Origin of the sequence: Actinoplanes sp. NPDC051494 (genome assembly GCF_044454705.1) — a bacterium.
In the GTDB taxonomy this organism is placed as follows: Bacteria; Actinomycetota; Actinomycetes; order Mycobacteriales; family Micromonosporaceae; genus Actinoplanes.
Map to the genome: position 1 here is coordinate 263,103 of NZ_JBITDZ010000004.1, position 14,930 is coordinate 278,032.

General features: G+C 72.6%; 9 protein-coding genes. 2 read left to right on the top strand and 7 right to left on the bottom strand.

Annotation, left to right across the window (positions count from 1 at the left end; genetic code table 11):
- Positions 1–10: 10 nt before the first annotated feature.
- From ACIA6A_RS17935 to ACIA6A_RS17950, 4 genes are all read right to left on the bottom strand, one after another.
- On the bottom strand, positions 11–2,836 hold the full coding sequence (locus ACIA6A_RS17935; protein WP_396098786.1) for a BTAD domain-containing putative transcriptional regulator: 2,826 nt from the start codon (positions 2,834–2,836) through the stop codon (positions 11–13).
- A gap of 76 nt (positions 2,837–2,912) precedes the next feature.
- Positions 2,913–4,493, bottom strand: coding sequence for an alpha/beta fold hydrolase (locus ACIA6A_RS17940; RefSeq protein ID WP_396098787.1), 1,581 nt, complete (start codon positions 4,491–4,493; stop codon positions 2,913–2,915).
- 23 nt (positions 4,494–4,516) lie between these two features.
- Positions 4,517–5,275 carry a GNAT family N-acetyltransferase gene (locus ACIA6A_RS17945; RefSeq protein ID WP_396098788.1) on the bottom strand — a complete coding sequence of 253 codons (759 nt, stop codon included), beginning with the start codon at positions 5,273–5,275 and terminating at the stop codon, positions 4,517–4,519.
- 77 nt (positions 5,276–5,352) lie between these two features.
- Positions 5,353–6,309 (bottom strand): alpha/beta fold hydrolase, encoded by a 957-nt coding sequence (locus ACIA6A_RS17950; RefSeq protein WP_396098789.1) that lies wholly within the window; start codon positions 6,307–6,309, stop codon positions 5,353–5,355.
- Between the two features lie 216 nt (positions 6,310–6,525).
- Here ACIA6A_RS17950 and ilvC point away from each other — a divergent pair, with 216 nt between their 5' ends.
- Positions 6,526–7,539: a ketol-acid reductoisomerase gene (gene ilvC / locus ACIA6A_RS17955; protein WP_396098790.1), complete on the top strand. Its 1,014-nt coding sequence runs from the start codon at positions 6,526–6,528 to the stop codon at positions 7,537–7,539.
- Positions 7,540–7,601: 62 nt separating this feature from the next.
- Here the strand turns inward: ilvC and ACIA6A_RS17960 are convergent, their stop codons facing one another.
- The gene (locus ACIA6A_RS17960; RefSeq protein WP_396098791.1) at positions 7,602–10,526 is read right to left on the bottom strand and encodes a BTAD domain-containing putative transcriptional regulator; all 2,925 of its coding nucleotides are present in this window, start codon (positions 10,524–10,526) and stop codon (positions 7,602–7,604) included.
- Positions 10,527–10,874: 348 nt separating this feature from the next.
- Between ACIA6A_RS17960 and ACIA6A_RS17965 the strand changes: the two genes are divergently transcribed.
- Complete coding sequence (locus ACIA6A_RS17965; protein WP_396098792.1) at positions 10,875–13,982, top strand: ATP-binding protein; 3,108 nt, start codon at positions 10,875–10,877, stop codon at positions 13,980–13,982.
- Here the strand turns inward: ACIA6A_RS17965 and ACIA6A_RS17970 are convergent.
- Together ACIA6A_RS17970 and ACIA6A_RS17975 are read right to left on the bottom strand one after the other, a co-directional pair.
- Positions 13,969–14,460 (bottom strand): nucleotide disphospho-sugar-binding domain-containing protein, encoded by a 492-nt coding sequence (locus tag ACIA6A_RS17970; RefSeq protein WP_396098793.1) that lies wholly within the window; start codon positions 14,458–14,460, stop codon positions 13,969–13,971. The two genes, ACIA6A_RS17965 and ACIA6A_RS17970, sit on opposite strands and share 14 nt — an antisense overlap.
- Positions 14,439–14,831, bottom strand: coding sequence for a hypothetical protein (locus ACIA6A_RS17975; protein ID WP_396098794.1), 393 nt, complete (start codon positions 14,829–14,831; stop codon positions 14,439–14,441). The genes ACIA6A_RS17970 and ACIA6A_RS17975 overlap by 22 nt, the downstream gene beginning before the upstream one ends.
- Positions 14,832–14,930 lie beyond the last annotated feature (99 nt).

A 14,930-nucleotide genomic window follows, 5' to 3' on the forward strand; every position in this document is an offset into this window, starting at 1 on the left:
GTGGCAGTCGTCACCGCTCCCGCGGGCTCTCCCGGATCCGGTCGAGGATCCGCCGGGCTGCGGGCCGGTCCCCGGTGGTGACGAGCAGTTCCATGAGCCGCCGCAGTGCGTCGGACTCGGCCGCCCGGAGGCCCGGCTGAGGTGACCTCTCCGCGGAGAGTTCGAGGTGCCGCAGCGCTTCCCGGGCGCTGCCGATGCCGACGAGGTCGTACGCGATGGCGATCCGGATGTCGCCCCGGTCCAGCCCGACGGGGTCCGGCTGTTCGACCTCGAGCGCCGTCTCCATCGCCCGGACCGCCTCGCCGGATCGGTGCAGGCACATGAGTGACCTCGCGCCGGCCATCAGGTCGGTGACCTCGGCCCGGTGGTCGCCGAGCGTGTGGTGCAGGCGCCGGGCCTGGTCGCTGTGGGCCAGCGCCCGGTCGTGGTGACCGAGCGCGTCGTGGATCCGGCTCAGGTCACTGTGGATGGTGGCCTGAGGCCGTGGGAGACCCTGCCGCCGGAACGTCTCCAGGGCCGCGGCGAGCAGCCGGAGCGCCTCCTCGTGGGCGCCGAGTGACCACCGGGCGCCGGCGAGACCGTGCTGGGCGTGCGCCTCGCCGATGGTGTCGCCCTGCTGCCGGGCGCCGAGCAGGGCCGAGCGCATGACGTCCTCCCAGTCCTGGAACAGCCCGGCCCAGTGCAGATAGTTCCGCATCGTGACGGCGAGGTGCCACGGCACGATGCCGTACCCGAGGTCGGCGGCCATCCGGACGACGTCCTTGAGGACCTCGTGCTCGGTCGCGAACCAGTCGACCGCCTCGGTGCAGGTGCCCGGCCGGGCCGGGGTCACACCGGGCAACGGCCGGGGCGGTGGGTCCGGGACGTGACCGGGCTCCAGCACCGCCCGCGCGTGGGAACCACTGAGCAGGTAGTGGTTCAGCAGACGGCCGATCGCCTCCCGGCGCTGCTCCGGCGACTCGGCGGCCCGGAACAACTCGTCGGCGTACGCCTTGACGAGCACGTGCGAGGCGAACCGGCCCGTTCCCTGCTCGGCCACCAGGGCCGCCTCGGTCAGTTCGCGCAACTGTACCCGCGTACTCTCCGGGTCCTGACCGGACAGGCTGGCGCAGGCGTCGGCCGGCACCGCCGGGTTCGGGGTGACCGACATCAGCCGGAACAACCGGGCCGCGCCGGGGCTCAGCTGACGGTACGACCACGCGAACGCGGAGCGTGGGTCGTTCAGGCCGTGCCCACCGGAGAACGCCTGCAGCAGGTTGGCGCCGTCGCGTAATTCCGCGGCGACGGCGCTCAGCGACAACCGCGGGCGGGCCGCGAGCCGGGCGGCCAGGATCGCCAGGGCCAGCGGCAGCCGCCCGCACAACTCGATGATCTCGTCCAGCAGCTCGGCGTCCCGGTCGGCCGGCGGCCGGTTCAGCACGGTGAGCCGCCGCTGGATCATCTCCCGGGCCTCCGGCAGGCCGGGCACCGACGCGTGGAGCAGGCGGGCGCCGTCGAACACGGCGAGGCCCAGCTGCGGATGACGGCTGGTGACGAGCACCAGACCGGCCGCGGAACTGGGCAGCAACGGCCGGACCTGCTCGGGGTCCCGGACGTTGTCCAGCAGCAGCAGGACCCGCTTGTCCGCGGTCAGGCTGCGGTACATGCCGATCAGCGCGTCGAAGGTGTCCGGCACGTCCGGCGCCCGGACCCCGAGCGCGCACAGCAGGGAGCGCAGGGCCTCCCCGGCCGGCACGCTCTCCTGCCGGCCGAGGTGCCCACGCAGGTCGAGGTAGAGCTGCCCGTCGGTGAACCGGCCCGCGACGAGGTGGGCGAAGTGCACCGCCATCGTGGACTTCCCCACCCCGCCCATCCCGTCGACGGCCACCACCATCGGGCCGGTCCGCTGCTCCTCGCCGGCGGCGGCGACCAGGTCACCGAGCACGGTGAGCTCGGTGGTGCGCCCGGCGAACAGCGACAGGTCCGGCGGCAGCTGCGCCGGGCGCACCACCGGCACCGCCTGGGGCTCCGGTGGGGGCGCGGCGGCCGGCGCGACGGTGGGGGTCAGCGCCCGCCGCTGCGCCTCCCGCAGGTCGCCGCCCGGGGTGATGTCCAGCTCGTCCGCGAGACGTTCCTGGATCCTGCGGTACGTGGCCAGGGCCTCGGCCTGGTGCCCGGCGGCGGCCAGGGCCGTGACCAGGCTCGCGTGCACCGGCTCGTGCAGGCGGCCGAGGTTCGCGGCCACCCGTAGGGGTGCGAGGACCTGCGCCGGCCGGCCGGCCCGCACGGCGATCCCGGCCGCCGCGACGGTCGCGTCGAAGAATTCCCCGTCGATGCGGGCGAAGGTCGCCACGGCCGGTGAGCTGTCGGCCAGACTGTCCGCGGTGGACCCGTGACAGAGCCGCAGAGCGTCGGTGTAATGGTCCAGCGCCTCGTCGAGCTGGTCCCGGTCGGTGCACGACCGCGCCGCGGCGACCGACCGCCGGAACGCGACGAGGTCGAGTGTCTCGGGCCCGGCGGTGAAGCGGTATCCGTTGCCGTGCCGCACCAGATAGGTCCCCGGCGCCCGCAACGGCAGCTCGGGCTCGAACATGCGGCGCAGCATGCCGATGTACTTGTGGATGACGTTCACCGCGCTGGTGGGCGCGTCCGGTCCCCAGATCAGGTCGACGAGATCGGTCATCGTGATCGGGCTGCCCACCCGGGCCGCCAGCAGCGCCAGCAGGCACCGCTGCTGGCGGGGTCCCGCCTCCAGTTCGACATCCCCGCGCCAGACGCGTAACGGCCCCATGATCTGCAAGCGCAACCGTGCGGCCGGCCGGGTGTTGTCGCGCTGAATGGTGATCCCCGCTCCCACAGTTTATCGCCGCACATTGCGAATTCCGGGCAACCCTAGTGCGCGATTGTGGAAACGAACTTGACGGAAACTTATGTCACTCGTGCGCGATCGGATCGAAACCGAATGCCACGGCGGGGGTCGTGGCGGCGCCCGCGTCGTACTCCCGCCGGAAGCCCTCCGCGCCGAGCGCCGCCACCGCCGACCGTCTCGCCGCCGCCACCTCGAGCGCGTCGTCCGGGTCGGGTACCTGCCCGATCGCGGCGTAGGCGGCGTCGGTCAGGCCGATCATCCGGGCGGTCAGCGCGTGGTCACCCTCGGCCGACGCGAGCGCCGCGGCGGCGACACACAGGTACGGTACGAAGGAGTCGTACCCTTCCAGGAAGACCCGTTCCCGGCCGGCGAGGAACAGGTCGCGGGCCCGGTCGAGGTTGCCGAGATGCAACTCGGTGAAGGCCAGGTTGTGCAATTCGGAGTTGACCGTCTCCGGCTGTCCCAGCTCCTTGTTCAACGCGATACTGGCGAGGTACAGCTCGCGGGCCTCGGCGTATTTCCCGGCCACCCGCGCCACCGCGGCGAGCACGTGCCGCGGGCGCTCCTCCAGCCGCCGGTCACCGGCCCGCACCGCGACGTCCAGCGCCGCGGAGGCCAGCTCCTGCGCGCGTTGCAGGTCCCCGCCCCGGATAGCGACCCGCGCCTGGGCGTAGAGCCCTTCCACCTCACCGCCCGGTTCCCCGGCCGCGCGCGCCCGGTCGACCTCCGCCCGGGCCATCCGCAGCACCTCGGCGCTGTCGCCGCGCCGGAACGTGGCCCGTACCCGGTCCTCGAAACTCGGCAGCAGCGACAGCACCGCCGCGTCGAAGGCACCTGGTTCCTCGAGCTGGCCGAAATGCCCGCTGTTCTCCAGGATCACTAGCCGGGAGCCGGGAATCGCCTCGTGCAGCATCGTCGCCCAGACCGGACCGCAGATGAAGTCGTAGCGACCGGTGAGCACCACCGTCGGGACGCCGATCGACGGCAGTTCCGCACGGATGTCGAAGACCCTCGATGCAAAATCGACCGCCCAGGCCCGTACGGCGTCCCGCAGGTCCTTGAATTCCGCTTGCCGGCCCCAGAAATCGGCGAAGTAGACCGGCAGGCAGGCCCGCAGGTGGGCCGTTTTCTCCGCGTCCGTGGACCCGTAGAACCCGCCGAGCGCCGCGACCGCCGCGGCCGCCTCCGGGTTGCCGGCGTTGCGCTGCAGGTATTCGGCGGTGGTGCGTTCCGTGTCCGCCCAGAATTCCGGGAAGGTCGATGCCGGGGAACTGTAGAGGAACAGTCCCGCGACCCGGTCCGGGTGATCCAGCGTGTACCGCATCGCCACCAGGCCGCCGTGCGAGTGCCCGAGAAGAAAGACCCGCGGCACGTCCAGGTGGTCGATCAGAGCGGCCAGGAATTCCGCGTACGTCGCCACGAAGCTCGCGCCCTCGGGCAACCGGCCGGAATCCCCGGTGCCAACCGGCTCCGGATACACGATGGTGAAATGCTCCTCCAGCGCCGGGGAGCGCAGGTAGGAGAAGTCGACGCCGGGCCCACCGGAATGGGCGACGAGCACCGGCCCGGAACCGGCCACGTGGTACACCTGCCGGGTGCCGGCCACCGTGAAACCGTGGGTGCCCGGACTGAGATTGCCGATCATACGAACTCCTGTTGCCGGCGCGATCACGCGCCCGTGGTGAAGACCGCCCAGTTCTCCACGAGCCGGAAGCCCATGGATTCGTACAAAGCCCTGCCGTCCTCGCTGGTCTGGAGGTACGCGGTGGTGCAACCGGCGGCGAAGCCGTCGGCCAGCACCCGGGCGGTCATCGCCCGGCCGAGCCCGTGACCGCGCCGGGACGGGTCGACCGTGATGTTGAAGACGCCGACCATCCCGTGGCCGGTGACCCCCAGGCCGGTGGCCACCGGGCCCCCGGGCTCCCCGGCCAGGTAGCCCGTGAACCCCGGGGCATCGAGGACCCCGCCGCCCATCAGGGATCCGAAGACGCCGTCGGGCACGCCGAAACCCGCGGCCAGTGCCGCGGTGTACGCGTCGCTGCGGGCCGCGCCGACCCGGTGGATCAGCGTGCTCCGGTGCTCGTCGGACGTCAGCACCGCGTCACCCGCGTCGCAGACCATCAGCGGCGACTCGTCGCGGTGGGAGAGCCCGTGGCGGGCGGCCACCGCGGCGACCGCGTCACCCGCGGCCTCCCGGACCAGGATCGACCAGGGCAGGCCGAGCGCGCCGAGCTCGGTGGCGACCGCGTCGAGCGCCGCCGGGTCCGGTTCCGCCGCGGTGCTCACCACGGCGTTGAGCGACGCGACGGCCGACCCGCCGGCCAGTCCCCGGACGTTCCCGCGCCCGGTCGACCAGCCGGCCGGGGTCACCGCGACCAGCCGGGCCACCGCGTCGACCAACGCCTGCGCCGCTCGATCCGCCGTCATCGTCGGCCCTCCCCCTCGCTCGTCCCCGATCGCGGGGGCCAGCGTAGTCAGCACCCTCTGTACACCCACTTGACCCGTTACCACCCGGCCGGCCGGTGGGCGGACGCGCTCCCGGTGAAGTCCCGCACCACGCGGGCGAACCGCTCCGGCTCCTCGACGTGCGGGAAGTGCCCGCTCTCCCGGAACACCCGGACGGTGGCGCCCGGGAGCACCGGACGGAACATCGCCGCCGCGCCCGGCCCGAAGGCGAAGTCGTACGCTCCGGCCAGCACCAGGGCCGGGGTGCTGAGCGAGGGCAGCTCGGCGCGGACGTCGAAGACGGGGTCGAACTCGGCGACCGGCCGCGGCCAGCGACGCGCCGCCGCCCGCAGGGCCTCGAACGCGGGCTCCCGGCGCCGGTGGTCGGCGAAGTAGGCGGGGAGGATCTCCCGCAGCCGGCCGGTCTCCTGCCGCACGTCGTCGCCGGGCCGCCGGTCGTAGGCGGCGACGATCTGCTCGCCCGCACGGGTACGCAGACAGTCCACCGCGGCGGCCCGGGTCCGTTCGTCCGCCAGGGGTGCCGTCGCGTACAGGATCAGGCCGGCAACCCGCTGCGGCAGCCGCAGAGCGAGACTCTGGGCCACGAAACCCCCGTGCCCGTGACCGAGGACGAACACCGGGCCGGCGGTGAACGCATCGGCGACCGCGGCCAGGTGCCCGGTATAGGTGGCGAGGTCGTACCCGGTGCCGGCCGGCAGCCGATCCGATCCGCCGGTGCCCACCGGTTCCAGGTAGACCATCGTCAGATCCCGTTCGACCAACGGCATCCGCAGGTATTCCCAGTGCATTCCCGGGCCCCCGGGATGCGCCACACAGATCGGACCCCGGCCCCGAATATGGCACAGGAGGGAAATGTCCCCCACCCGGACCTCGTGCGTACTTTCCTGTCTCGCATGCATGTGCCGGCTCCTCAGCCCTCCGATGCCGACTCGAACGGCCCGACGGCCGAGCATGCCGCACAGCAGTTGATTTTCACTGACCGTCGAAGCAGCCATTACCCTGACGTAACACCGTCATCGGAGATCACGCTTGCGGGGTTTACCGGTCGCGGTCATCGGGAGGTCGTCGACAAAAGCGATGACGCGCGGATATGTGCCGGGAGTGGACAGCGAATGGACATCGTGGCGTCCGGGATTCTGCCGGTCCAGTGCTTGTTCATTGGGCGCCCATAGGGTTTTCCGGCACGCTGTCACCGGCCGGGAAAGGCAAACATGTCCATCGAGGTTTTCTACGACGACGACGCGGACCTGTCCCTGATCCAGGGACGCCGGGTCGCGGTCCTCGGCTACGGCAGCCAGGGGCACGCGCACGCGCTGTCGCTGCGTGACTCCGGCGTCGAGGTCGTCATCGGGCTGCCGGAGGGTTCGCGGAGCCGCCCCAAGGCCACCGAGCAGGGCCTGCCCGTGCTCACCCCGGCGGAGGCGTCCGCCTGGGCCGACGTGATCATGGTGCTGGCCCCGGACACCACGCAGCGCACGCTGTACGCCGAGGCCGTCGCGCCGAACCTCCAGGCGGGCGACGCGCTGCTGTTCGCCCACGGGTTCAACATCCGGTACGGGTTCATCACCGCGCCGGCCGAGGTCGACGTGGCGATGATCGCCCCGAAGGGGCCGGGACACCTGGTGCGCCGCCAGTTCGTGGACGGCAAGGGCGTACCCGTGCTGGTCGCCGTGGAGCAGGACGCCACCGGCCGCGCGCGGGAGCTGGCATTGTCGTACGCCAAGGCCATCGGCGGCACCCGGGCGGGTGCCATCGCGACCACCTTCAAGGACGAGACCGAGACCGACCTGTTCGGTGAGCAGGCGGTGCTGGCGGGCGGGGTGACCGCGCTCGTGCAGACCGGCTTCGAGGTGCTGACCGAGGCCGGGTACGCCCCGGAGATCGCCTACTTCGAGTGCCTGCACGAGCTGAAGCTCATCGTCGACCTCATGTACGAGGGTGGCATCGCGCGGATGCGGTACAGCATCTCCGACACCGCCGAGTTCGGTGACTACAGCCGTGGTCCCCGGGTGGTCGACGCCCGGGTGAAGGACGAGATGCGCCGCATCCTCGCGGAGATCCGGTCCGGGGAGTTCGCCCGGGAGTGGATCGCCGAGGACGAGGCGGGCCGGCCCCGCTTCACGACGTGGCGTGCGGAGAGCGCCGCGCACCCGATCGAGGAGACCGGCCGCAGCCTGCGCGCGATGATGAGCTGGGTGGACAAGCCGATCACCGAGACGGCCTGAGCCCGCCCGTGAGCGATCTCCGGGGTCTGCCGACGGTGTCAGACCCCGGAGATCCCCCCGGCTCAGGCCCCGGTCGCCTCGGCGATCCTGGTGCCGAGGCGGTAGACCGCGTCGCGCATGTTCTGGGTCCCCCCGTTCTGCATGTCCTGCATGACGTCGCAGGCACCGCGCCACGCCCGGGTCGCGCCGGGCACGTCGCCGACGGACATCATGACGTCCGCGAGCAGCGTCGAGGCCTGGAAGATGTCCACCTTGTTCTTCGTACCGACCGCGGCGCGCAGGGCCTGGTCGAGTTGATCCGCGGCGTCGAGCGGGCGGCCCATCTGCACGAGGTACTGCGCGGTGTACATCCGGATCTCGGGTTCGTCGGTCTTGCGGCCGGACTTCTGGTTGAGCGCGAGCGCCTTCTCCAGGGCGTCCCTCGCCTCGTCGAAAGCGCCGAGCTGGACCAGGGACCGCCCGCGCGCCTCCAGGGCCCACACCTCCGCCTGCTCGTTGCCGGCGGCACGGTACAGGGCCAGCGCCTTCTCGTTCTCCTGCAGAGCGTCCTCGTGCCGGCCGAGCTCGCTGTAGATCCGGTGGAAGTTGGTGTGGACGATGCCCTGCTCGGGGAGCATGGCGTGCTCGGCGAAGATCTGCTGGGCGGCCTTCAGCAGCTCGACCGCCTCCTCGTTGTCGCCGAAGGAGTGCCGGGCGCCGGCCAGGCTCCGCAGGGCGTGTGCCTCGCCGACCCGGTCGCCGTTGTCGAGCGCGGCCCGCAACGAGACCCGCATGACGTCCTGCCAGTCGTGGAACCGGCCGCTCCACTGCAGCGACGGTTGCAGGGTCAGGGCGAGCTGCCAGGGGACGACACCGAATCCCAGGTCGGCCGCGTGACGTACGGCTTCGTTGAGCACCTCGTAGTGATTCTCGAACCACTGCATCGCGCTGTCGTAGTCGCCCGGCCGCTCCGGGACGACGCCCGCCGACGCCGGCGGCGGTGCGATCGGCCACCGTCGCGGCGACAGCATGACCACGGCGTGGTAGCTGCTGTGCAGGTAGTGCTGCAACAGCCGGGTGTGCGCGGCCCTGCGGTCCGGTTCGGACTTCTCGGCCAGGAAGACCTCCTGCGCGTACGCCTTGACCAGTACGTGCGAGGAGAACCGGCCCTTGTCGTCCTCGTCCAGCAGTGCGGCCTCGGTGAGCTCCTGCAGCAGGGCGTCGATGATCTGCGGGCGTTCACCGAACAGGCTGACGCACGCCTCGGCCGAGATACCCGGCGCCAGCGCCGCGGAGGTCAGCCGGAAGAGCCGGGCCGCGTCCGGGCTGAGCTGACGGTACGACCACGCGAACGCCGCCCGGGGATCGCTGACGCCGCTGCCACCGGGGAAGGCGGCGAGTTTGCGGGCGTCGTCGCGCAACTCGGCGGCGACCGCGGCGAGCGAGAGCCGCGGGCGGGCGCTCAGCCGGCCGGCCAGGATCGCCAGCGCCAGCGGCAGCCGGCCGCACAGCTCGATGATCTCCTCGAGCACGTCGGCCGACGAGGCGAGCTCCGCCCCGGGCCGGTGCGACGAGCGTTCCAGCCGCCGCTTCAGCAGGGCCCGGGCCGACGACATGTCGGGCAGGTCGATGTGCAGCAGGTGGGCCCCGTCCAGCGCCGCGAGGCCGACCAGCGGCCGCCGGCTCGTCACGAGGACCAGGCTCTCCGCCGAGTTGGGCAGCAGCGGGCGCACCTGCGCGACGTCGCGTACGTTGTCCAGCAGGATGAGGATCCGCTTGCCGGCGGTGAAGCTGCGGTAGGTCGCGGTCCGGGCGTCGACCGAGTCGGGGATGCCGGACTCCTCCGCGCCGAGCGACGACAGCAGCGACCGCAACGCGTCGGCGGCCGGCACGCTCTCGTCCTCGTGGCCCCGCAGGTCCAGGTACAGCTGGCCGTCGGTGAGCCGGTCGGTGACCATGTGGGCGAAGTGGGCGGCCAGGGTGGACTTGCCGACGCCACCCATCCCGTCCATCGCCACGATCAGCGGCGAGGTGCGGTTCCCCTGGCACAGCGCGTCGAACATCCGCGACAGCGCCGCGAGCTCGTCGGCGCGGCCCACGAACGTGGGCAGGTCGGGCGGCAGCTGCGCCGGTGCCAGGGACGCGGTGGCGGACCAGGAGCCCGGGGTCGCCGCCTCCGCGCGCGGCTCGCCGCCCGGCACCGGGGCGGGCATCACGGTCTGGCTCAGCACCCGCAGGTACACCGCCTGCAGCGCGTGACCGGGGTCGATCCCCAGGTCGTCGGCGAGACGCTCGCGGACCGCCTGGAACACCGACAGCGCCTCGGCCTGCTGGCCGGCGGCGGCGAGGGTGGCGACGAGACTCGCCTGCACCGGCTCGTGCAGCGGCGCCATGGCGGCGGCCGTCCGCAGGGCCGCGAGCACCCGTGCGGGCTGCCGCAGCGTCACCGCGAGCTCCGCCGCGGCGGTGCACACGTCCAGGAATTCCCCGTCCAGCGCCGCGAAGATGGACGTGGCGGCCGATCCGTACACCGAGGTGCCGCCGGCGGGCCCGTGCCACAGCCGCAGGGCCTCGACGTAGTTGTCCAGCGCCTCGTCGCGGCGTTGCGCCAGCAGCTCCGTCCGGGCGGCGACGACGAATCCGCGGAACGCGGCCAGGTCCAGCATGCCGGGGCCGGCCGTGAACAGGTAGCCGTTGCCGTGCCGCAGCAGGTGCGAGCCGGCCGACCGGGCCGCCAGGTCGGGCTCCATCAGCCGGCGCAGCGCTCCGACGTACTTGTGGATGACGTTGAGAGCACTCGCCGGCGCGTTCTCGTCCCAGACGAGCTCGACCAGGTCACCGGTGCTGATCGGCCGGCCCTCCCGGGCGAGGAAGAGCGCGAGCAGGCAACACTGCTGCCGGGGACCGATGTCCAGTTCGACACCGTCACGCCAGAGCCGAAGCGGCCCGAGGATCTGGAATCGCAAGGCACCGGCGGCGGGCGGCTGGACCCGGCCACGGGTGCGCAAAACACTGATCGCTGCGGACAAATCTCATTCCCCCATTTCGACGCGTCACCACGTCGACTCGCCGTTGAACAAATGACATCTACGATGATTATCAGTACCGCACAAGCCCTTCTGGATGGGTGCGATGCCTGGCAACCTGCCAGCATAAGTAGCGCGACTTTACAGATCGTTGACGGATTGTGAATCGGGTCGGTCACCGGCACCGTCGTCCATTCAGCGTATTTCAACTCGGCGATACCAAAGTATCGAGATGAATACGGCACCGCCTGAGGACATGATTGGTCGATGGCGTCCGGAGCCACGATCCGTCAACTGCCCGTCAACAAGCGTCTCCCTAAGATGAGGCACATGCTGCTGCGCCTTCGGATCCTGGGCCGGTTGGGGATCCGGCGCGACGGCGTCGACCTCGATCCGGGACCCCGGCAGCAGGCGTGCCTGCTGGCGCTGCTGCTCGCCCGCGCGGGCGAGCCGATCGGCATCCCCGAGCTCATCGATCTCCTCTGGGGCGACGACGCACCGGCCAGCGCCCGCAACGTCATCCACAAGTACATCGGTTCTCTGCGACGGATTCTCGAGCCCGGTCTCCCCGCCCGGGCGATCGGTTCCCACCTGCATCGCAGCGGCCCCGGCTACGTCTTCTCGGCCGGGCCGGGAACCCTCGACCTGATCACGTTCCGCGAGCTCACCGCCGGCGCCGCGACCGCGGCCGCCCAGGGCCGCCACGACGAGGCCATCGACCGGTACGCCGAGGCGCTGGAGCTCTGGCGCGGTCCCGCCGGGGCCGGCCCGGCCCACCGGCCGGCCGCCGCGCCGGTCTTCGCCGCCCTCGACAGCGAGTTCCTCGCGGCCTGTTGCACGGCGGCCGCGCTCGCCGTCACCCACCGCCGGCCGGGGACGGTGCTGCGCCCCCTCGCCACCGCCGTCGCCATGGCCCCGCTGCACGAACCGGTGCACGTCGCCCTCATCGACGCGCTGCTGGCCGCCGGGCACCGCGACGAGGCACTGTCGGCGTACGAGACCGTCCGGGACCGTCTCGACGGCGACCTCGGCATCGCACCCGGACCGGCGCTGCGGGCCGCCCACCGTGCGATCCTGGCCCCGCGCCCCGGCGCGGCGAGCACGACCGGGCTGGTCGGCCGGGTCGCGGAACTCGCGGTGCTGCACCGGGCCACCGAGCTGGCGATCACCGGCGGCACCGGGCTCGGCATCGTGGAGGGCGAACCGGGCGTGGGCAAGACCCGGCTGCTCGACGAGGCCACCACGCAAGCCGCCCGGCGCGGCGCGTTCGTCGTCCGGAGCTCCTGTCTGGACGGTGACGCGACGCCGTCGATGTGGCCGTGGGAACGCGCGATCAGCACGCTTCTCGACCGGCTGCCGGCCGCCGCCCGGGAGAGCTGGCTCGGCGGGGAGCTCGGCCGGCTCGTCGAGCCGCACGATCCGTACGCGACCACCCCGTCGATGCCGGACAACGGCACCCAGTTCCGCATGTTCGAACAGGTCGTCGCGCTCCTCGGCCAGGCCGCTGCGCTGCAGCCGGTGGTGCTCGTGATCGATGACCTGCAGTGGGCCGACGACACCTCGCTGCACCTGTTCGCCCATGTGGCGAGGCGGCTCCCGGCCGGGACGGTCATCCTCGGCGCGCTCCGCGACCGGGCCCCAGCCCCCGGTACCGAGCTGTCCCGGACGCTCGCCGCCGCCAGCCGGGTGCCCGGGCATCACCGGGTGCGGCTCGACCGGCTCGATCCGGCCGAGGTCGCCGAACTGGTCCGGCACGAGACCGGCCACGACCCGGGGTCGCCGGCGGTGCTCGGCATCCACGCCCGGACCGCCGGCAATCCCTTCTTCGTCCGCGAGCTGTCGCGGCTGCTCGCCGCCGGTGGTGAGCTGACCGAGCAGAGCGTGGCCCGGGCCGGCGTACCCTCCAGCGTCCGGGACGTGGTCCTCGACCGGATGTCCGGCCTCGACGGGTGCGCCACCCGCCTGGTGCAGGTCGCCGCGCTCATCGGCCGCGGTGCCGGGCTCCGGCTGCTCGCCCACGCCACCGGCGCCGGCATCCCGGACTGCCTCGAACGGCTGGAGCGCCTGGAGGGGCTCGGACTGCTCGTACCCGCCCCGGACGACCCGTTCACGGTCGGTTTCGCCCACGACCTCGTCCGGGAGGCGGTCACCGGGACGATGCCCGCGCACCGGGTGGGCGGTCTGCACCTGAGCATCGCGGACGCGCTCGACCGCACCGAGACCGATGACGAGTCCCTGGCCGAACGGCTCGCCCACCACCTGGTCGCGGCCGGCCCGCTCGCGGACCCGGCCCGGACCGCGGACGCGCTGATGCGCGCCGGGCGACGCGCGGCGACCCGGTCCGCGTTCGACGGCGCACGGCGTCACCTGCTGTCCGCGGTGCACCTCGCGCGCACGGCGGGTCTCGCCGAGCTGGAGCTGACCGCGCTGTCGCTGCTCGTCACGGTGGTCCGGCGGCGGACCGGGTACGGCGGCTCGACGGTCGAGATCCTGGAACGCGCCGAAAGCCTCGCCCGGGACCTGGGCCGCGAGGCCGAGGCCGCCGACTTCCTCTTCTCCCGCTTCGTGGGCGCCAGCCATACCTATCAACCGGACCGTGGACAGCTGGCCCACCAGCTGGTCAGTGCCGGGAAGACCAGCACCGACCCGGACGTACGCCGGTACGGCCTGCTCGCCGGCGCGCCGCGGCGGTGGGACCGGGGCGATATCGCCGAGGCCTACCGGCTGCTGGGGACGAACGGTCCGATCATCGCCGGCCGAGAGGAGAATCCCCTGCGCCATGACCTGCTCATGCTCTGGCCGGTGTGGCAGGCGACGCTGGCCGCTCTGCACGGTGACCTCGACACCTCGCGGACACTGCTCGACGCGATCGAGATCAGCGCGGCGGACGATCCGTACGCGATCTCGATCTGGGCCCACTACGCCTCGATGGTCGCGTCCATGGCCGGCGATCCCGCCTGGGCGCTGCGGGCGGTGCACCGCTGGCTCGCCGCGAACCCCGAGCACTTCTTCATCCAGGTCGACTACCTGCGGCAGAGCTGGTGCTGGGCCCGCGCCCTGACCGGCGACGACCCGGCCGGCGCGGCCGCGGAGGCCGAACGCCTGCTGGCCGCGACCCTGCTCGACCCGCCGCGCTGGGCCGTCGCGTTCCACCTCGCGCTGATCGCCGAGATGTGGCTGGCGGCCGACCGTCCGGACCGGGCCGGCGCCGCCCTCGCCGCCGCCGAGCGGGCCCTGGACGAGCACGGCCAGCGTTACGCCGAGGGCCTGCTGCCGCTGGTCCGGGCCCGCCTGCTCGCGGCCCGCGGCGAGGCGCCGGCCGCCGTCCGCACCGCCGCGGAGCTGGCCCGGGCCCGGTCCGCCGCGCGCGGGGCGCACCTGTTCGCCGACCGCGCCGAACGGTTCCTGTCAGGGTCGGCCGCCGTCAGCCCGCTCTGACGGCGGCCTCGACCACGTCGGCCGCCAGCCGTGCTCCGCCGGTGCTCGTCCGGGGCCCGAACCGCTGGTCCAGGACCTGTGCCACACCCGGGTCGGCGGCGGTCCGCTCGACCAGCTCGCGCAGGTGCCCGGCGGTGAGCGTCGCGATGTCGGCGACCCGGCCGGCCCCCACCTCGGCCAGCCGGGCGGCGTTGAGAGCCTGCTCCGGGGTGAGCGGCAGAGCCACCACCGGCACCCGCTCGGCGAGCGCCTCCATCAGCGAGTTCATGCCCGCGTGCGAGACGAAGACGGCGGCATGCCGAAGCACCTGACGCTGGGGGAACGACCGGCCGAACTCGACGTTCGGCGGCACCACCAGGTCACCGAGATCGGCCCGGTCACCGGCGGACACCACGACGTGCCAGTCGGTCCCGGTGAACGCCTCCACGCACAACCGGTGGAAATCCGGCCGGTTGCTCAGGACGGTGCCGAGCGACACGTACACCACGCGGCCGGCCGGCGGGACCCACCCGCCCGGCTGCGGACGGCCGGGAGTCTCGGTGCCGACGCCGCCGGATCACGCGCGGGGCCGATCTCCTGGGCCAGGCGGAACGCGTTCTGCCCGAAAGCGGCCAGTCGCTCGTCACCCGGGTCGAGCCCGAACGGCACCATGCGGGCGGCCAGCGAGACGTGGGCGTTCTCCGCGAAGTGCGGGACCAGACGGATCTCCGGTACGCCGAGAAGTCCCGCCACGGACGAACCGATGAAGAACAACTCGTCGTGGCAGACGGCGGCGGGCAGGTCGGCGCGGAGCTCGGTGATGACGGCCGGGGCGTTCGCGCGTACGTCGTCGACGAAGTGATCCAGCATGACCCTGTAGCGGGCCCTCGAGCCGTTCCCGGTGGCGAATTCACTATTCGTCCACTGGCGGTTCCTAGGTTGCTCGGTAACGAACCCGTTCCGCATGTG

Excerpts from the sequence above, each read along its gene's own strand:
- ACIA6A_RS17940 (WP_396098787.1), bottom strand. The coding sequence starts at position 4,493 with ATGATCGGCAATCTCAGTCCGGGCACCCACGGTTTCACGGTGGCCGGC.
- ACIA6A_RS17945 (WP_396098788.1), bottom strand. The coding sequence starts at position 5,275 with ATGACGGCGGATCGAGCGGCGCAGGCGTTGGTCGACGCGGTGGCCCGG.
- ACIA6A_RS17950 (WP_396098789.1), bottom strand. The coding sequence starts at position 6,309 with ATGGCTGCTTCGACGGTCAGTGAAAATCAACTGCTGTGCGGCATGCTC.
- ilvC (WP_396098790.1), top strand. The coding sequence starts at position 6,526 with ATGTCCATCGAGGTTTTCTACGACGACGACGCGGACCTGTCCCTGATC.
- ACIA6A_RS17965 (WP_396098792.1), top strand. The coding sequence starts at position 10,875 with ATGCTGCTGCGCCTTCGGATCCTGGGCCGGTTGGGGATCCGGCGCGAC.
- ACIA6A_RS17975 (WP_396098794.1), bottom strand. The coding sequence starts at position 14,831 with ATGCTGGATCACTTCGTCGACGACGTACGCGCGAACGCCCCGGCCGTC.